Annotated in this window: 14 protein-coding genes and 1 pseudogene; 3 read left to right on the top strand and 12 right to left on the bottom strand. The window is 59.9% G+C overall.

Annotated elements, in window-relative coordinates:
- Window positions 1-30 precede the first annotated feature (30 nt).
- The 9 genes and pseudogenes from ACA073_RS11465 to ACA073_RS11505 all read right to left on the bottom strand — a co-directional run bounded on the left by ACA073_RS11465 (window position 31) and on the right by ACA073_RS11505 (window position 10,741).
- The gene (locus ACA073_RS11465; RefSeq protein ID WP_497403503.1) at window positions 31-1,431 is read right to left on the bottom strand and encodes an alginate biosynthesis protein AlgK; all 1,401 of its coding nucleotides are present in this window, start codon (window positions 1,429-1,431) and stop codon (window positions 31-33) included.
- Window positions 1,428-2,642, bottom strand: a complete 1,215-nt coding sequence (locus tag ACA073_RS11470; protein ID WP_497403504.1) for a PilZ domain-containing protein — start codon at window positions 2,640-2,642, stop codon at window positions 1,428-1,430. Before ACA073_RS11470 ends, ACA073_RS11465 begins: the two co-directional genes overlap by 4 nt.
- 115 nt (window positions 2,643-2,757) lie before the next feature.
- Window positions 2,758-4,239: a glycosyltransferase family 2 protein gene (locus tag ACA073_RS11475; RefSeq protein ID WP_497403506.1), complete on the bottom strand. Its 1,482-nt coding sequence runs from the start codon at window positions 4,237-4,239 to the stop codon at window positions 2,758-2,760.
- A 60-nt stretch (window positions 4,240-4,299) separates the two neighbouring features.
- Window positions 4,300-5,610: a nucleotide sugar dehydrogenase gene (locus tag ACA073_RS11480; RefSeq protein WP_497403508.1), complete on the bottom strand. Its 1,311-nt coding sequence runs from the start codon at window positions 5,608-5,610 to the stop codon at window positions 4,300-4,302.
- A gap of 697 nt (window positions 5,611-6,307) precedes the next feature.
- Window positions 6,308-6,763 (bottom strand): annotated as a pseudogene (locus ACA073_RS11485) (cytosine permease); the annotation flags it as partial.
- A gap of 253 nt (window positions 6,764-7,016) precedes the next feature.
- On the bottom strand, window positions 7,017-8,168 hold the full coding sequence (gene argE / locus ACA073_RS11490; RefSeq protein ID WP_497403510.1) for an acetylornithine deacetylase: 1,152 nt from the start codon (window positions 8,166-8,168) through the stop codon (window positions 7,017-7,019).
- Entirely contained in the window at window positions 8,165-8,842 is a 678-nt protein-coding gene (locus ACA073_RS11495) for a DUF1028 domain-containing protein (RefSeq protein ID WP_497403511.1), read from the bottom strand. Before ACA073_RS11495 ends, argE begins: the two co-directional genes overlap by 4 nt.
- Before the next feature lie 147 nt (window positions 8,843-8,989).
- Window positions 8,990-9,406, bottom strand: a complete 417-nt coding sequence (locus ACA073_RS11500; protein WP_059405554.1) for a RidA family protein — start codon at window positions 9,404-9,406, stop codon at window positions 8,990-8,992.
- Between the two features lie 24 nt (window positions 9,407-9,430).
- A complete protein-coding gene (locus tag ACA073_RS11505) occupies window positions 9,431-10,741 on the bottom strand; it encodes a flavin-containing monooxygenase (protein WP_497403513.1) in 1,311 nt (436 codons plus the stop codon).
- Between the two features lie 192 nt (window positions 10,742-10,933).
- Here ACA073_RS11505 and ACA073_RS11510 point away from each other — a divergent pair, with 192 nt between their 5' ends.
- From ACA073_RS11510 to ACA073_RS11520, 3 genes are all read left to right on the top strand, one after another.
- Window positions 10,934-11,314: a RidA family protein gene (locus ACA073_RS11510; protein WP_008027160.1), complete on the top strand. Its 381-nt coding sequence runs from the start codon at window positions 10,934-10,936 to the stop codon at window positions 11,312-11,314.
- A 143-nt stretch (window positions 11,315-11,457) separates the two neighbouring features.
- Entirely contained in the window at window positions 11,458-12,138 is a 681-nt protein-coding gene (locus ACA073_RS11515; RefSeq protein WP_497403515.1) for a DUF2268 domain-containing putative Zn-dependent protease, read from the top strand.
- 69 nt (window positions 12,139-12,207) lie between these two features.
- A complete protein-coding gene (locus tag ACA073_RS11520) occupies window positions 12,208-12,666 on the top strand; it encodes a metallophosphoesterase family protein (RefSeq protein ID WP_497403517.1) in 459 nt (152 codons plus the stop codon).
- A gap of 89 nt (window positions 12,667-12,755) precedes the next feature.
- Here the strand turns inward: ACA073_RS11520 and ACA073_RS11525 are convergent, their stop codons facing one another.
- The 3 genes from ACA073_RS11525 to ACA073_RS11535 all read right to left on the bottom strand — a co-directional run bounded on the left by ACA073_RS11525 (window position 12,756) and on the right by ACA073_RS11535 (window position 18,471).
- Window positions 12,756-13,817 carry an alpha/beta fold hydrolase gene (locus tag ACA073_RS11525; RefSeq protein WP_497403518.1) on the bottom strand — a complete coding sequence of 354 codons (1,062 nt, stop codon included), beginning with the start codon at window positions 13,815-13,817 and terminating at the stop codon, window positions 12,756-12,758.
- A gap of 449 nt (window positions 13,818-14,266) precedes the next feature.
- Complete coding sequence (locus ACA073_RS11530; protein WP_497403520.1) at window positions 14,267-17,362, bottom strand: efflux RND transporter permease subunit; 3,096 nt, start codon at window positions 17,360-17,362, stop codon at window positions 14,267-14,269.
- Window positions 17,359-18,471, bottom strand: a complete 1,113-nt coding sequence (locus ACA073_RS11535) for an efflux RND transporter periplasmic adaptor subunit (RefSeq protein WP_497403522.1) — start codon at window positions 18,469-18,471, stop codon at window positions 17,359-17,361. The genes ACA073_RS11530 and ACA073_RS11535 overlap by 4 nt, the downstream gene beginning before the upstream one ends.
- Between the last annotated feature and the right edge of the window lie 26 nt (window positions 18,472-18,497).

The following is an 18,497-nucleotide window of genomic DNA, read 5'->3' on the forward strand; positions in this document are numbered from 1 at the left end:
CCAGACCATAACCAGCCAATAATGCTTGCTTCATAGTAAGTCCTGTCCATTTTCCGGAGTTTGCAGCCTGGCTAAAGCAGCGCCCGTCAGACGGGCCTGGGCTTCTTCCTCAAGCAAGGGCTGCGCGAGTTTCCTTTCTGCCGGGGTCAGCCCCGACTGCAGGGCCGACAGCACTGGCCCTGCATTTACCGCACCTTTGCGTTGCGCAAGTTGCGCAAAGACAAAGGCGTTGATCCGATTGACCTTGACCCCGCGGGAGTCGGAAAACATGTGAGCCAAGGCCAAATCGGCGTTGGGCGAGCCGTTGCGGGCTGCCAGCAACAAATGTAGCAGGGCTTTCTGTGGTTCGACCTGGCCCAGATAACCGCGCCGGTATAACTGACCCAGGTAGTAATGCGCCCCGACTTCACCGCCCGCGGCCGCCTTGAGTAAATGCTCTTCAGCCAGGCGCGGATCCTGTGGCAACCATTTGCCGAGGTAATACAGTCGTCCGGTCAGCAATTCCGCCCGTGGGTCGCCTGCTTCGCGCCCGCGTTGCAAGGCCGAGAGCAGTTGCGGCGCATCGCCTTGCGCGGGGTAGTCGTCGATCAAACGTGCCAGGCTGGTCCAGGCCGGCGGATAGACCGGTGCCAGTTCCTCGAGCAGGCGCTGGGCGCTTTGCGGATCGGCCGGGCCTTCAAGGGCTGGCGACGACAGAACGCGCGCCACCGACTCGACCCGCAAGGGCGCTACTCGGCCCTCGCGCAAACCCTGGCGCAACTGCACCAGCAGGTCCGCTTGCGCCTTGGGCTGGGCGCGCATTCGGTTGATGGTGGCCAGCTCCACATAACAGGCATCGAGTACCGCCAGCCGAGCCCGGCACAACTGTTCGATCTGCGGCAGATGAGCGTTATAGGTGCCCTGATTGCGATAAATCAGAATCTGCGCCAGGTCCGCCTCGACAATGCCCTGAGCGCGCCAGCTATCGACTTTCTGCTGCGGATTCATCACAGGCGCCATTTGCGGGTAGCCCAGGTACAACAACGTCAGTGGCACTACCGCACTGAATTCGCCTTTGTCCAGCGCGCCTTCCAGCAATTGCCGGGCCTCGTGCACTTGCTGGGGATCACTCGGGCTCTGACGCAGCAACAAGCGACCCAGGCGTGACTGCGCCTTGACCGATTCCGACGCAGCCTGCCGGTACAAGGCTTCCGCCTCTTTCAGGCTCGCCGGGTCGCCCGCCGAGGCCGTCAAGTCGCCCATCCCGGCCTGGGCATCGGCATAGCCGTCCTCGGCCAGCGCCGAGTAGTTCTTGCGTGCCGTTTCATAATCGCCGCGCGCCATGGCCTCGCGCGCCAACCCTTGATCGGGCAGGGTGCCGCAACCGTGGATCATCGTCAGCGCAGCGGCCAGCGCAGAAAACCGCAGCCCCGATCGCCATGCGCCGTTCATTTTCCGGCCGCCATGACTTTATTCTCCCAGGCGTTCTTCACCCAGGTATTGGCCGCCGAGGCATTCTGCACCCAGACATTGCCCTGCAGGTCTTCGATACTGACCTCCACCGGGCGCCCGGCCTGGTCAGTCTGCAACGGGCTGTCAGGCTCAATGGTGACCCGCAGGTCGGAGGCCAGGCCGCCGTTGTCCAGCTCAACTGCGGTGATTTTGCCGGTGCGTGGCTGTTCTTCACCGATCAGTTGGAAGCTCGCTGACTTGCCAGGCTGGATCTTGGCAAAATTCTTATAAGGGAAGCGCGCTTCGATGGTTGCCACACCGTCGATCGGCATCAACTCGTAGACCGTGGTGCCCTTGCCGACAACCTGGCCATCCGGCACCAGCTGCGCCACCACCCGGCAATCGCAAGGGCTGGTCAGCGAACCTTGCAGGGTACGGCTGAACAGCCGCTCAAGGTTTTCCGGTGTCGCCTGCCCAGGCGGCAGGTTGCCTTTCATCACATCCAGCAACGAGGCGGAAAAGGTCGCCAACGGGGCCCCCTTGGGCACCACCGCCCCCACCTTGACCAACGATTTGACGCTGCCGTCACGCGGCAGGCCGATCAACTGGCCGGGCACATTGACCCGTGCGGATTCGGCGTGAGTGACGAAATAAATGCCATACAACTGGTGCGCCACATAACCAAAGGCAACCAGTCCCACCAGGAACATCAGGAGGCTCACCGTAGTCGCCCGCAAGCGTGCGAAAAAGCTCATGCCGTGGCCGCTTTCATGCTTTCGTGGCTTGGTGAAGGTGTCGCGCTGTTGGGTCGCGAGCATGTCTCCCAGGCTGATCACCCCTCCCGAGAGGTAGGAGGTGATGACATAACGCAATGCGGAGATCGCGCGCGGGCGCAGGTTGTGAAACTCGCAACCTATCCGCTGCCCCTCGTCGTCAATCGAGCGCACGACAAACTCCACGTCGATGGCAAACCCAAGTGCGTCGACCTGGAACACCAGTTTGCCTTTGTAATGGCGGCCCGCGATCAGTGGTGTATCCGGCTGATTCAGGCTGAAGCCACCGGCCGACAAGTCGATCAGCTCGCAATCGAACTTCTCCCGGTTCGGCCCGTGAAACTTGATCCGTGCCGGTAGATTCAGCCGCGCATGCTGACGCTGCACCTCTGACTCATGCACGACATTGTCATCAACAGCAATAACGGCTGTGTTCATAACGCGTCCCTTCCCATCCACGATTGAGACCGATCCGGCAGATCACAGCCGGTGTTACTGTTATCCGTTACCGCTATTTAAACGGCACGGCTTGTTCATTGCGCTGACACCTGCGCTACACAATCCACATCAGCAGCGCGCAAAACACACTGCCGGCCGAAAACGTCATGGCCCGCGACGACCAGGTATTGAACCAGCGCTGATAGCTCGCCAGTCCGCGGTCGAGCCGGGTTTTCTGGCGCGTCCACGATTGCCGGTCGAGACGGAAGAACACATAGATCTTCACGATGGCACCGACCAACTGGTTGTAATAGAGAATCAGTGGATAAGCCGGACCGACCGGGTGCCCCGAAACCAGCAACAGAAGACTCAGGATCAAGCGAGTCACGCCGATCCAGAGCAAATAGATCAGCAGGTAGGCCGCGCTGTATTTGAGGCTGGCGATGATCGCAACCGACGGTCCGATCAGGCTGGCCCACATCGATACGCGTTGGTCGAACAGCACCAGCGAAGTGAACCAGCCCAACCGCCGCACGCCCAGGTGCAGGGCCCGCGAGTTCTGCCGCAGGTTATTGCCATACCAGCGAAACATCAGCTTGCGGCTGGCCTTGAAGAAGCTTTTTTCCGGGGGATGCTCGACCGTGTTGATCGCCGCATCGGGCACATAAAAGGTGTCGTAGCCCAGCCGCATCAGGCTGTACCAACTGGACTTGTCATCACCGGTCAGGAAGCGGAAACGCCCCAGACGCCAGTGCTGCAGATAGTCGCGTTCAACGTCTTGAATAAAGCCGGGGTCGGTCACCACCTGGGCGCGGAACACCGACATCCTCCCTGTCATTGTCAGCACTCGCTTGCCCAGTGCCATCGAACACATATTGATGTGCCGCTGGGCGAACCGCAGCTTGTGCCACTGGCTCATCAGGTAGCTGCCGCGCACCTCGCAGAACTCATTGGTGGTCAGGCCGCCGACTTTCGGAAACAGCTTGAACCAGGGCACGGTCTGACGCACCAGCCCGGACGAGAGCACGGTGTCACCATCGACCACCGCCACCACTGCGTCGGCATCCGGTACGTACCGAGAGATCGCCCGAAAACCATGGGCCAGGCCATCGCGCTTACCAGTTCCGGGAATCCGCACGAAGCTCAGCTTGACCTGTTCCGGCGGGCTATAGCTGTCCCAGAGCGCTTTGATCAGCAGTTCATCCGCCAGCTCGACGATGGAACAGACCACCGTGGTCGGGTAACCACAACCGATGGCTTCTTCGATCACCGAGCGATATACCTGCGCCGTGGTCAACGCATCGATACGAAAACTGGTGACCAGCAAAAACACGTGCGATGGATCGGCACTGCTTCCGAGCCGGGTGACTCTGCGTTTGTAGTAAGGGAATACCAGATAAAGAAACAGTATCCCCCGCAGGTAATGGATCGCGCCCATCGAGTAACGCCAGATACCGACCGCCCCCAGCAACAGGAGAAAGTCCCTGGATTGGGGATCGAACACCGAACGCGGCAGCAACAATGCAAGCCCCATCAGCGCAGTGAGGTAGAACAGCCACCCCGCCGCTTCGCGCAAGTAACCCCTGGAATCAGCCATGCATGTGACCCCTGATCGATAAACCCATAGTGCTCGGGATGCCCCGGCGCCGTGCCTCGCTTACCAGCAGATACCCTCGAGCCGATCGTCACTGGCGTGTGGCATGAAGCCCACCAGATCAACCACCTGCTTGCCTTCGGGCACCTCAAGTGCAATGGCCTTGAAGGACTCGTCACCGTTACCCAGCACGATCACATCCGCCTCCTCGATCACTTTCGTAAGGTCAGCGCGTAACAGTGAAGCCAAGTGCGGAATCTTCGACTCGATGTAATCCTTGTTGGCCCCGTAGATACGCGCGTATTCAACGTTGCGGTCGAAGATATGCAGGTCGTAGCCCTTGCCGATCAACATTTCGGCCAACTCCACCAGCGGGCTTTCGCGCAGGTCATCGGTGCCCGCCTTGAAGCTCAGGCCGAGCAGGGCGATACGCCGCTTGCCGTAACTGGTGACAATGTCAAAGGCTCTCTGGACCTGCACCGCATTGCTGTGCATGATCGAGGCCAGCAGCGGGTGCTCGACATCCATTTGCCCGGCGCGGTAGTTCAGCGCACGCACATCCTTGGGCAGGCAGGAGCCACCGAAGGCGAAACCGGGGCGCATGTAATAACGCGACAGGTTGAGTTTGGTGTCCTGGCAGACCACGTCCATCACATCGCGACCGTCCACGCCGGCGGCCTTCGCGATATTGCCGATCTCATTGGCGAAGGTCACTTTGGTCGCGTGCCAGACGTTGCAGGTGTACTTGATCATCTCCGCCACTTCGATGCTCCGGCGCAGGAGCGGCGCGTCCAGCTCTTGATAGAGCGCGACGAGCATGTCCCCGCTGCGCTGGTCGAGTTCACCGATCACCGTCATGGGCGGACAGTTGTAATCCTTGATCGCCGTACTTTCGCGCAGGAACTCCGGGTTGATCGCCACGCCGAAGTCGACCCCGGCCTTCTTGCCGGAACAGTCTTCGAGAATCGGGATCACCACGTTCTTCACGGTGCCCGGCAGCACCGTGCTACGCACCACCACCGTATGCCAACTGTCCTTGGTGTGCAGGGCTTCGCCGATCTCGCGGCAGACGGATTTTATGTAGACCATATCCAGATCGCCGTTCTTCTTGCTGGGCGTACCGACGCAGAGGAAGGACATATCCGTGCCCATCATGGCCGCTTTCACATCACTGCTACCACGCAGGCGCCCGGATTTCACACCCAGCTCGAGCAGCGGTTCCAGACCGGGCTCAACGATAGGCGACTTACCCTGATTGATCAGGTCGATCTTGACTTGCGATACATCCACCCCGATGACGTCATGACCGCGAGCACAGAGACAGCCCGCACATACAGCGCCCACATAGCCCAAACCAAATATGCTGATCCGCATCGGTGAATCTCCCGTGTACCCTGATTCAGGAAGGCAGTCGGCATGCCGCGCAGGCCGACAGTTACACTGTCGGGCCAACTAAGCGGCAGATTGATATAACTTTTTCTTTGTCGTACTCGAAGAATTAAGAGTGTAGACAAACATTATTCAGGCACTGTCATTTTTTTTAACAGAAATTTCGAACATATCGTGCTGACAATATAATTATTAGGATCCAAAAAGCGAGCGCCAAACCATAAAGCACGATGACGTTAGAAAAACATCAATAAAAACAGCTAGATAAAAAAGCTGTCGCGATTGGTCATAGGGATGGAAGATGAATTTATGCACCAAAATCAGGCAGATTCTAATAGTGTTTTTCGAACTGGCACTGGCGAGGTGCAACGCCAGCGTTACAATTTTTTTATCACATCAATTAAATTTCTTTCGTGATGTAAAGTTGCTGAAACATGTCAAAATTTTTATGCCTGTTTTATTGGCGCTTGCATTACACGCCATAGTAAATACTTTGGAATTACAGAATATGAACAAGCATTAAAAAAACCGCATCAATGCGGTTTCTTTCAAATTCATGTTGTTCGATTACAGCGAGACGGCTTTGGGTTTGCTCGCGATGGGGCTCTGTCAGTTAAATCTATATTGCCCGACAGGGCCCCTTCGCGAGCAGGCTCGCTCCCACAGGGGCTTTGGGGGGTAGTTAGATCGAGTTGGCGAGTTTTCCGGTGGAGAGGCGGCGCTTGTAGGCGGTGTCGCGGTTGGCTAGCCAATAGTAGAGCGGCGAGGTGATGATCAGGCCCACCAGCCAGGAAAGGTCAGCCCCGTTGATGTGTTCGGATACAGGCCCGACATACAGCGGCGTGTTCATGAACGGAATCTGCACCGCAATCCCGATCGCATACGCCAGCAACGCCTGCGGGTTGTAGCGGCCATAGATCCCGCCATCGACCTTGAAGATCGAGTTGATGTCGTACTTGCCTTTGTGAATCGCGTAGAAGTCGATCAGGTTGATCGCGGTCCACGGCACCAGCACCACGAGCAGCACCAGCACCATGTCGACGAAGTGGCCGATGAAGTTGGCGGAAGCGCCAACGGCGGCGAAGCAGCAGGCGGCGAGGAGGATGATCGAGAGGATGGCGCTGAGCGCCGCACGGGGGGCGACGCTTTTCTTGTTGGAGTTGATGATGTGCGGTGGGGTGGGATAGATAAATTAGTAAGTTTGTTGGGATAGACGTTAAAAAAAGTAGGTCGATTGGAGTGGGGTGGTGCTGGGTTTTACGGCGCCCGCGCGGGCGCGCAGACAGGTCGTATAGATAGCCTGTAGGAGCGAGGCTTGCCCGCGAAGCCGGTGTGTCTGTCAACGATCATGTTGCCCTTCGCGGGCAAGCCTCGCTCCTACAGTGACCGTGTCAGCCGGAGAGGTAGGTCAGCATTCGTCGCAGCATTTCATCACAGCCGTTCAGTTGATCGAGGGTGACAAATTCATCCGGTTTGTGGCCCTGATCCATGCTGCCGGGGCCGATCACGACGGTGGGGATTCCTGCAGCATCGAAAAGCCCGCCCTCGGTGCCGAAGGCCACTGTGCCGAATGCTCGGGAGCCGGAGAATGCAGCGATCAACTCAGCCGCTTCGCTGTGTGCATCGGTCGCTAATCCGGGATACGCCGACAACTCGCTGAAGCGAATCTCACTCTGTTCACTGACAGCACGCATTCGCGGCAGTACGTGTTGCTCGGCGTAGGTTTTCAATGCCTGGGCGACGTCGCTCGGATCATGCGACGGCAGAGCGCGGATTTCGAAGTCGAAGCGGCAATCGGCGGGGACGATGTTCAGGGCTTTGCCGCCGGCAATGACGCCGGTTTGCACGGTGCTAAACGGCGGATCGAAACGCGCGTCGTGATGCTCGGGTGCTTTGAGTCGGTTGCCAATCCGTCCCAGTTCGCCGATCAATTCGGCGGCGTATTCAATGGCATTGACCCCAAGCGGTGCGTACGCCGAATGGCACGCTTCACCGTGAATTTCACAGCGCATCGCCAGTTTGCCCTTATGTCCGAGCACCGGTTTCAGCTCAGTCGGCTCGCCAATAATGCACAGTATCGGTTTGACTGGCCGTTGCTCCAACTCCGCCAGCAACGAGCGCACGCCGAGGCAGCCGACTTCTTCATCGTAAGACAGCGCGATGTGCACTGGCAGGCGCAGTTGCGCGTTCACCAAGGAGGGGACGAGGGCGAGCACACAGGCGATGTAGCCCTTCATGTCCGCCGTACCGCGACCGTACAACTTGCCATCGCGCTCAGTGAGTTCGAACGGCGCAACGGTCCACGGCTGGCCATCGACGGGCACCACATCGGTATGTCCCGACAGCACGATGCCCGGCAACTCCGCCGGGCCGATGGTGGCGAACAAATTGGCTTTGCTGCGTTGCTCGTTATAGATCAGTTCGCAAGGCACATCGAAGCTCGCGAGGAAGTCGCGGACAAACTCGATGAGCTGAAGGTTTGATTCGCGGCTCGTCGTGTCGAATGCCACCAACGTCTTCAGCAAATCACGGTGGGTGCTCATCGGTCGTCTCCGGCGACACCGTAGCCGGGGGATTTGTCTGGGGCGAGGGCGCGGTCGATGTAATCCTGAACCTGCGGGCGGTAAGCGTCCCACAGTTTTTCCAGCTGACCGATTGGATCGTTGTCCGCCCAGTCGACCCGCAGGTTGATGATCGGCCAGGTCAGTTCGCCGACCACCACCATCGCAGCCGAATGCACCGGCCCGGCCTCGCCACCGGTCGCGATGGCGGCTTTCATCGCGGCGAGCAAGCGGTCGGCCAGTTGGCCTTCGCCGTGCTCGAAGGCTTCAACCATGGCTTCGATCACCGAACGGTCCGCGAGCATGTTGCCGGCGGCGACGCATTGTTCTCCGGACACGGCGTTGTGGTTACCGAGGGTTTGCGTGCCGCTGAAGTGTGCGGTCTGGCCGAGGTGGTCGACGGCGGTGATCTGGCGGTATTGGCTGTAGCCATTGCGCGTGAGGACTTTGTCCAGTGCATCAAACGGGGCGAGGCCTTGCTCCAGGAGGGCGAGGACTTCCGGGCCAAGGGAGGGCAGGGTGATGTTCTGTGTGGAGACGGCACCGACACCCGGCAACAGCCAGGGGCAGCGGGCGCCGACGGCGATGCTGGAGGAACTGATTGCAATGCCGAACTGACCGGTTTCGGGGCAACGGGCGGCGATGGAGAAGGTCATGGGGTTTGCTCCTTGGTAAATGAGGTGTCTGGGCGGGCGCCTTCGCGAGCAAGCCCGCTCCCACAGGGGATCTTCGGTGGCCACAAATTTGTGCGCGACACAAATCAAATGTGGGAGCGGGCTTGCTCGCGAAGGCCGCGACTCGGTCTACTCGGGAATCACCGCAATCACATCAATCTCCATCAGCCACTGCGGCTGCCCCAGTGCCGACACCACCAACCCGGTCGAAATCGGAAACACGCCTTTGAGCCACTTGCCCACTTCCTGATACACCGGCTCGCGATACCGCGGATCGATCAGGTAAGTCGTGGTTTTAACGATGTGACTCAGGTCGCTGCCAGCCTCTTCCAGCAACTGCTTGACGTTGCGCATGGCTTGCTCGGCTTGAGCTCGCGGGTCACCGAGGCCGACCAGTTTGCCTTCGAAATCCGTCCCGACCTGACCCCGAACATAAACCGTGTTGCCAGCGCGGACGGCTTGGCACAGGTCATTGTCCAGGCTCTGGTTCGGGTAGGTTTCCTTGGTGTTGAACATGCGAATACGGGTATGGGTTGGCGTGGACATTTGTCGCTCCTGACAGAAAAAGGCTTAAGCACTGACCGTGGTTTTATGAGCGACCGGGGCTTTTTCAGCCTCGCGTTGCGCCGCATCGTGGTAGTCGAGATAGGAACGCTGGATAGCGATGTGATCAGCCACATACTTGGCATCGTGCCAAACGCCCCAGATGAACGAAGACCCGCGCCGCGACTGCCATGGCAGCCCGAGGAAATACACACCCGGTTCGCTCGACACGCCGCGCTGATGCTGCGGTTTGCCCTTGTCGTCGAAGGCGTCAACGTTGAGCCAGCTGTAATCCGTGGCAAAACCGGTGGCCCAGATGATCGAAGTCACGCCGGCCTTGGCCAGATCGAGTTGAAGAATCGGGTGGGTCACGCATTCCGGATCGGGGAAGGTAATGCGCGCTTCAGGTTCTACCGGCAAGTCCAGACCATTGCGTTCGATGTAGGCATCGGCGGCATTGAGCAGCGCCAGATAGTTCTCGTCGCCGCGCGCCAGGTTCTCGGCCAGGTTGGGTTGGAAAGTCGCCACGCCGCCATTGAATGATTGGGTCAGACCGACCAACGTCATCCCGCGATGGGCAAGGCCACGGAAGTCCACGGTGCGGCCGCCATGCGCGCCGCTCACCGCGATGGTGACGTGTTCACGGCCGGGCTTCATCGCCGCTTGGTCCCATTCGCCAAGCACACCCAGCCACCAGCAGAAATCACGGTTGCGATACGCGCGAGGAGGGCGGTCGTGGGCGCCGACGGAGAGGTAAACCTGCTTGCCGGCTCGCTGCAATTCATCGGCGATCTGCACACCGGACGAACCCGCGCCGACAACCAGCACCGCGCCTTCAGGCAATTGCGCCGGGTTGCGATAGTCGGCGGAGTGGATTTGCAGGAAGGGCTGATCTTTCGGTGCAATCGGCGGGATGACCGGACGCTGGAAAGGCCCGGTGGCAGCCACTACGCGGTTGGCCTCGATCACGCCTTCAGACGTTTCGATGGTGAAACCCGGGCGACCGACATTGTGCTCGACTTTCAGCACGTCCACGCCAGTGCGGATCGGCGCGTTGAATTTCTTCGCATAGGCTTCGAAGTAATCGGCGACACGTTCTTTCGGCGCAAACTCGTCCGGGCTGAGGTCGTCAAAATCAAGGCCCGGAAAACGGTCATGCCACGCCGGGCCATTCGCCACCAGCGAATCCCAGCGCCCGGTGCGCCAGCGCTCGGCAATACGGTTGCGCTCCAGCACCAGGTGCGGTACGTCAAGTTTGCTCAGGTGTTCACTCATGGCCACGCCAGCCTGACCGGCGCCAACAATCAGCGTATCTGTTTTTATTTTTTCAGTGGTCATCTCAATACCCTTCGAAGTTGGAATTAGGTCGCGAACGGCCTGCCATTTCTTGGGCTCAAGACTAGGGATGACCCTGGTATCGGTAAAATATTATTAAGCTGGCATTTGAGTATAAATAACTGATGCAGAGCGTTTGATTCAGCAGGGCGGTAAACTGGCCGCCTCCTTTATCACGTCAAACAAGAGAACCCCATGGCGAACCAAGACATCACCTTCACCCCCGATCCCGACGCGGATTCCATCTCCTCCGACGTTGCCGGCTTCAACGGCATCCTGGTCTCTACGCAGATCCCGACCCGCGCCGACGGCAGCCTGGAACTGGGCGATATCACCTTGCAAAGCGAATGCACGTTGCAGGCATTGAAGGTGGCACTGGAGCGCGCCGGCAGTTCCATGGACCGCGTCATGCACCTGACCATCTACCTCACCGACATGGCCGACCGCGCCGCGTTCAACGAAGTCTATAAGCGTTTCTTCGCCAAGCCGTGGCCGGTTCGCGCTGCGGTTGGCGTGGCCTCGCTGGCGGTTGAGGGTATGCGCGTGGAAGTGACTGCGATGGCGGCCAAGGGCTGAATTCCCTAGGCGGCGGATAGCGAGCCGCCGCCACCGGAGAGCAATTTCACCGAAAAAATTTCTACCTTCGAAATATCCCAGCTTATCTCAAAGAATTGGTTGGAATGGGTTATTAGTCTGCGCGGCAATTGTTAGAGGTAAAAATGGACTTGTGGACACTGCATTGGCTGGAAGCCTCGGGAAGCCTTGCCGAACTTCGTTCAGATTTGATCGGCGAATTTGACGCCGCTTACCAGACGGTCTCCCGTCTGATCACTCCTCCGCGACTGGATGTGTTGATCCAGAGGCTCCCTGGCGAAACCATTCCGGAAATGGGTCTCATGGGGCGAGCTTATCGCAGCTCCATGTTCACGATGACAATCGATCCCGAAAACCCGAATTGGGTACCGAGCCTGCGCAGTGGCGCACTGCATCGGCAAATTGTCCATGAAGTCCATCATTGTCTGCGCATGGCGGGGCCCGGGTACGGTGGGACGTTAGGTGAAGCCTTGATCAGTGAAGGACTTGCTGGCCACTTTGTCCGGCATTTGCTCGGGAGCGCGCCAGAGCCTTGGGAAAATGCCGTAACCACTGAGGTGCTTCTTCGCACGCCTATAGACCTGAAAACGCTGGAGTCAACGAACTATAACCACGGCGAATGGTTTTTCGGTTTTGGTGCTTACCCTAAATGGCTCGGCTATACGCTCGGTTATCAAATGGTTGGGCGCTGGCTTGCATCTGTTGGCGAAGTTGATGCTTCAACCTGGATCAACGTGCCCGCACACATTGTTGTCGCGTCAGCGCTAGAGGATGGCATTGTGTGCTCAACCCTGACGCCTACTTGATCGACCTGCTGGAAGAACTGACTGCGCGGGAACGGTGTTTTCAGTCTCGACAATCGTCTGGAGCTTTGCATGAAAGTTGGCGTGATCTCCGATACCCATGGCTTGCTCCGCCCTGAGGCCCTTGCCGCGCTGGAGGGTTGTGAACGGATCATCCATGCAGGCGACATCGGCAGCCTGGACATTCTCGATCAATTGGAGTCCATCGCCCCACTGCATGTCGTGCGCGGGAACAATGATCTTGACGCTCCCTGGGCAAAGGATCTTGCAGATTGCCTGCGTTTCGACCTCAACGGCTGGGAGACGTTGCTGGTGCATGACATCGCCGATGTCCCGGCCGTGCTCGATACCGCCATCACGTTGGTCATCACCGGGCATTCACACAAGCCACGCATCGAATGGCGCGGCGAACGGTTGTATCTGAATCCGGGCAGCGCGGGACGCAGGCGCTTCAAACTGCCGGTGACGCTGGCGCTGTTGGACGTACTCGAAACCTCAATAGAGCCGCGCCTGGTCTCGCTGCTGGAGTGATGTTCACGAAACAAAAACGGCTCGTTTTAAAAACGAGCCGTCGTTGTGCAGAGGCTTATCGGGGAAAGTACCCGGACGTCAGATCAATCTCAAAGTTGATCCGCATCAATCACCGCTTTGGCGAACGCCTGTGGATCTTCCTGCGGCAGGTTGTGGCCGATGCCGCCGCTGATCAGCCGGAACTCGTATTTGCCGGTGAAGCGCTTGGCGTAATCCTCGGGAGCAGGGTGCGGGGCGCCGTTGGCGTCGCCTTCAAGGGTGATGGTCGGCACGCTGATGGAAGGCGCCGTGGCCAGTTTCTGCTCGATCGCTTCGTATTGGGGCTCGCCCTGGACCATGCCCAGACGCCAGCGGTAGTTGAACACGGTGATCTCGACATGGTCGGGGTTGTTCAACGCCTTGGCGCTGCGGTCGAACGTGGCGTCATCGAACGCCCATTTCGGCGAAGCCAGTTGCCAGATCAACTTGGCGAAGTCGTGGGTGTTTTTCTCGTACCCGGCGCGACCGCGGTCGGTGGCGAAGTAGAACTGATACCACCACTGCAATTCAGCCTTGGGTGGCAGCGGATTCTTGCCGGCCGCCTGGTTGCCGATCAGATAGCCGCTGACCGAGACCAGCGCCTTGACCCGTTCTGGCCACAACGCCGAGACGATGTCGGCCGAACGCGCGCCCCAGTCATAACCACCGAGCACGGCTTGTTTGATTTTCAGCGCATCCATGAAGTCGATGACGTCACTGGCCAGCGCGGCCGGTTGGCCGTTGCGCACGGTTTTCCCGGACAGGAAATGTGTATCGCCATAGCCACGCGCATAGGGCATCAGCACTCGATAGCCCTTGGCGGCAAGCAGCGGTGCGACCTCGTCATAGCTGTGAATGTCGTACGGCCAGCCGTGCAGAAGAATCACCACCGGACCGTCCACCGGGCCTGTCTCGGCGTAGGCCACGTTCAGCAGTCCGGCCTTGACGTGTTTGAGTGGGCCGAACGGCGATGGGGCATAAGTGGCGTCGGTCTTGGTCTCGGCTGTCTGTGCGGTGGTGGTGGTTTGTGCGTGGGCTGCACCGACTGCGCCAAACAGAGCCAGCGCGAGGATCGACGAGCCGACCAGACGGCGGCGGGTAGTGCCGGTTTTGTTTTGCAGTGCCATCTTCATACTGATGTCTCCGTTGCATGCCGTTGGCCAGGGGTTCTGGTTGATCCCCTTGAAGCCTTGCGAGCATTTGAACGCGGTGACGTATCTGGCCTGTGTCGAATCGGCGGCCAGGTGAAAACTCATGTATCAAGAGGATAGACAGACACACTGTGATACACGGGATCGCTGCACCTGATCTTCGATCCGGAGTGACTGTGCGGTATCCGTTTGTACAGGTACGTGAAGCCTGCGAGAGTCTCGGCAGGGGGGGGAAGTGATCATCAAGATCGCTTGATAATGTCAGGCGCCGAAACGGCTGATGCCTGTCAGTCAAGAGGATTTGTAGGAGCGAGCTTGCTCGCGAAGGACTTCAGGATAACGCGTGTATCCAGAGAATACGCGTTATCGTTGGCGTCCATCGCGAGCAAGCTTGCTCCTACAAGAGTCAGCTTTCGCTTACCGAGATTGCATCACTCAGAAGCAAGCGCGGCATCCCCTTGTAACGGTTGAGTGTCAGCGGCGGGCTGGCGACCCACCTTGAACCATGCCGCGTACAACGCCGGGACGAAGAAGATCGTCAGTAGCGTCGCCACGGTCAGGCCGCCCATGATCGCAATTGCCATCGGCCCCCAAAACACACTGCGCGTCAGCGGGATCATTGCGAGTACGGTGGCCAGCGCCGTCAGCATCACCGGTCGGGCCCGGTGAATGGCAGCATCCAGCACAGCATTCCATGGGTCGCGCCCTTCGGCGATCTCGATCTGTATTTGATCGATCAGGATCACTGCGTTGCGCATGATCATGCCACCCAGTGCGATGATGCCCAGGATCGCAACGAAGCCCAGCGGCGACTGGAACACCAGCAGCGCCGGCACCACACCGATCAGACCCAGCGGTGCGGTCAGCACGACCATCCACATGCGGGAGAAGTTCTGCAGTTGCAGCATGAGCAACAGCAGGATGGTGATCATCATCAGCGGGGCCACCGCGATCAGCGCCTTGTTGGCCTTGTCACTTTCCTCAACGGCTCCACCCACGTCGATGCGGTAGCCCGACGGCAGTTTCGCTTCGACGTCCTTAAGCAACGGCAGGATCTCCTGAGTCACCGATACACCTTGCTCGCCATCCTTCACGTCGGCACGCACCGTGATTGCCATATCGCGGTTGCGGCGCCAAAGCACTGGCTCTTCCAGCTCCGAGCGCACTTGTGCGACTTGCGACAGCGGTACAACTGTTCCCTGGCGCGTGTAGAGGTTGATGTCTTTCAGTGTGTCGAGGTTCAAGCGCTCCTCAGGCACAGCACGGGCCACGATGTCGATCAGGTCCTCGTGCTCACGCAATTGCGACAGGGTTGCACCGTTCATCACAGTCTGGGTCACCAGCGACACGTCAGACGGCGTGAGGCCGAGCGAACTCGCCTTGTTCTGATCCAGTTCCACCTTCAGCGTGCGCACCGGGTCGTTCCAGTCAAGCTGGAGGTCGCGGATCTTCGGGTTGGACGCCACCACGTGTTCCACCTCGCGAGCAATCTGGCGCACCTTCTGGGTATCAGGCCCTACGACGCGGAACTGCACCGGGTAGCCGACAGGTGGCCCCAACTCGAGCCGGGTCACGCGCACCCACGCCTGCGGGAATTGTTGGTCGGCCGAGGCCACCAGCCGTGCACGTACCCGCTCGCGTGCATCCAGGTCCTTGGTCATCACAACGAACTGGGCAAATCCCGGATTCGGCAGTTCAGGGTTGAGCGAAAGATAGAAGCGTGGCGCACCGGCGCCGGTGTAGGCGGTATAGAAACGCACGTCCTCGTCCTTCGCGAGGAGCTCCTCCATGTGCTTGACCTGCTCGGTCGTCGCGGCGAACGAGGAACCTTCCTTGACGCGCAGGTCAATGACCAGCTCAGGGCGCGAGCTGTTGGGGAAGAATTGCTGCGGCACTAGCTTGATACACGCCAGAGCAAGCACCAGAGCGCCAACTGTCGCACCGATGACCACCCAGCGGCGCTCGATGGCGGCGTCGATCAGGCGGCGCAGGCTGCGGTAAAACTTTGTGTCGTGCGGATTACCGTGCTGGTGATTGCCCAGGTCATTGGGCAGCATCTTGACCGCCAGGTACGGCGTGAAGATGCCGGAACAGATCCACGAGAACAGCACCGCGGCGCCGACGATCCAGAAAATGCCACCCGCGTATTCGCCGGTGGTCGACTTCGAGAGGCCGATCGGCAGGAAGCCCACGACGGTGATGAGTGCGCCGGTCAGGCGCGGCATGGCGGTGGACTGATAGGAGAAGGCGGCCGCCTTCACGCGGTCCATGCCGGTTTCCATCTTCGCCACCATCATCTCGATGGCGATGATGGCGTCATCCACCAGCAGTCCCAGCGCGATAATCAGCGAGCCGAGCGAGATGCGCTCGAGGTTCCAGCCCATCGCCAGCATCACCAGCGCCACACCGCCGAGCACCAGCGGCACGGTGGCCGCGACCACGAGGCCTGCGCGCCAGCCCAGGCTGGCCAGGCTCACCGCGATCACGATGATCAACGCCTCGGCCAGTGCGCGACCGAAGTCCAGGATTGCATCCCGCACGGTGGTTGGCTGGTCGGCCACGAGTTCGAGTTCCACGCCATGCGGGAGCTCCGACTGGATTTTGGCGACGGCCGTGTCCATCTCCTTGCCAAGGTCCACGATGTTGCCGTCGCTGGTCATCGTAATGCCGAGCATCAGCACCGGCTGGCCGTTGTGGCGCACCGTGTAGGTGGGCGGATCTTCGAAACCACGTGTGACGGTCGCAATGTCGCCAAGCTTGATCAGCCGGCCGCCCGCGGTGATGGGCACGTTGCGGATAGCCTCTTCGCTTTCGAACTGGCCGCTCACGCGCACCATGACGCGGTCGCCATGGGTGTCGATCTGACCTGCGGGCAACATCGCGTTCTGGCTTTTGAGGCTTTCGGCGATTGCCAGCGGTGTAATGCCCAACGCTGCCAGGCGCTCGTGCGAGAACTCGACATAGATACGCTTGGCCTGTTTGCCGATGAGGTCGATCTTTTTGACCATCGGCACCTGCAGCATCTGGCGCTTGATGTTCTCGGCCGCGTCCGTCAGGTCGGCGTGACCGACGCCGTCGCCCTTGATGGCGTACATCAGGCCATACACGTCGCCGTACTCGTCGTTCAGGATCGGGCCGATCACGCCGTCAGGCATCTCGAGGCTCAGGTCATTGAGTTTCTTGCGCGCCTGATACCAGGCTTCGCGCTGGTCAGCCTTGGAAGTGCCGCCGCGCACGGTGAGCGTCATCCCTGCGTAGCCTTGCCGCGCGTAGGTGACCACCTTCTCGAAGTTGTCGATCTGCTCGAATTTCTTCTCCATGCGGTTGAGGACCTGGTCCTGCAACTGCTGGGCAGTGGCGCCCGGCCAGATGACCATGGCGGTCATGGAAGGCACGGAAAAGTTCGGATCTTCGAGCTGGCCGAGCCGGGTGAAGCTGAAGGCGCCGGCCACCGCAACAATGAGCAGCATGAACAGAACGATGGCGCGATGGCGCAGCGCCCAGTCGGTGAGGTTGAAGTTGTTCATCGGGCGGCCTGCTGCGTGGTATTCGCGTCAGCGATTGGCGCACCGGGGAGCGCGACCGTCAGTCCGGATGTCATCTTCTGGACGCCGGCGGTGACGACCAATGCGCCAGCCTTCGGCCCGGAGACGAGCACCTCATCGTTGCGGTAGCCCAAAACGGCCACATGCTCCAGTTCGACGGTGCCTACCGGATCCTTGCCCGAGGGCGTGACCACCCACAGCGCGGGCTGACCGGCGCTTTGCGTCAGTGCCGTGGCGGGCACTGCCGCCACAGCGGTATTTGTCATTACACGCTCGGCCATCACCGTGGCGGTGGCGCCCAGCGGCAGTGCCTGCACCGGCTTGAGCCGCGCGCGATAGGTGCGCGTCTGCGCTGCAGCCTGTGGCGACAGCTCACGCAGCGTGACATCGAAGACCTCGCTCGGCGCACTGGCCAGCGAGGCCTTGAAACGCGCGCCCTTGAAGACGGACAGCTGATCCTCGGGCACGTCTATGACGATCTCGGATTCATCGGGATTCGCAATCGAGACAACCGATTGACCCTCCGCCACGACCTGGCCGGCCTCAAAGCGCAAAGCTGTGACGACGCCGCTGCGCGAGGCGCGCAATACGGTGTATTTGAGACGGTTGCGCGCAAGCTCGAGCTTGCGCGCTTCGGCTTCGGCGGTCGCATGCGCGGTTTGGGCATTGGTCTGCGCGCGCTCTTCGTCGGCCGCACTGACCGAGCCGTCAGCCTTCAGCGCAGTCAGGCGCTGGCGGTCCGAGTCGGCTTGGCGTGTCTGCTCGACGGAAACCGTCCACTGCTGTCGCGACGCTTCCTCGGCGAGGCGGTAGTCGCTGTCATCCAGTACGGCGAGGATGTCGCCTTCGCGCACAAACTGGCCGACATCGACCTTGCGCTGAGCTACCTTGCCGCCTACGCGGAAGGCCTGGTCGACTTCATGCCGCGACTGTACGGTGCCCACGTAGCGACTGATGTTACGGGCATTGTCGTAGCTGATTTCAACGGTGCGTACCGGTCGTGGCGCTTGCACGGTCGGCTTGTCCGGGCTGCACGCGCAAAGCATGACGGCGACGGCCAGGGCGCCGGCCGCAGTAAGGGAGGTTTTCAAGGCGGTTCCTCTAGTAAAACGGCAAA

The organism is Pseudomonas sp. LBUM1670 (assembly GCF_059695695.1).